General features: G+C 32.0%; 1 protein-coding gene. It reads right to left on the bottom strand.

Translation table 11 applies throughout. The features are described from left to right. Positions 1-157: 157 nt before the first annotated feature. Positions 158-547 carry a hydroxymethylglutaryl-CoA synthase gene (locus tag HMPREF3239_RS12025; protein ID WP_020444595.1) on the bottom strand — a complete coding sequence of 130 codons (390 nt, stop codon included), beginning with the start codon at positions 545-547 and terminating at the stop codon, positions 158-160. Positions 548-556: the final 9 nt, after the last annotated feature.

Raw genomic sequence — 556 nt, 5'->3', positions numbered from 1 at the left:
TCGAGCCATACCCCTAGGCAAGCATGCACGTACAAAATCGTAAGATAAAAAAATAAGCATATCACTGTAAACTTTAAAAAATCAGTTTAGTGATATGCTTATTTATTTCGAGTTAGGATTTATGTCCCAAGCTCATCAAGCACAATCGGCCACTAGTTTATTTCTCTATCTTATATGTTCTGATATGGTCTTCTATACTGTATAAGTATACTTTTGAATATGGATCTTGTGTCAATTCACGTTCGAAATCAAATTCTTGATTATCAAATCTGTTAAAGAATGTTTCGTATTCTTCGACTGATAATTGCTCTCTAGATTCTAGCATATTTAAGTGTTTCTCTTTATCTAATGCTTTGTCATATCCTTTAACGATTGAACCACTAAAGATTTCTCCTACTGCTCCTGAACCATAACTAAATAGACATACTTTCTCTTCTGGTTGGAATGTGTGGTTCTGTAATAACGAAATTAAACTTAAGTATAATGATCCTGTATAAATGTTACCAACATCTCTATTCCATAATACGGTTCTGTTGCAAAGTTGAATTTATAGTAT

It is taken from the genome of Staphylococcus sp. HMSC34C02 (assembly GCF_001838705.1).
GTDB classification, from domain to species: Bacteria; Bacillota; Bacilli; order Staphylococcales; family Staphylococcaceae; genus Staphylococcus; species Staphylococcus borealis.
Note: the sequence above shows the minus strand (reverse complement) of the source record. Positions and strands in the feature narration are given on the sequence as shown.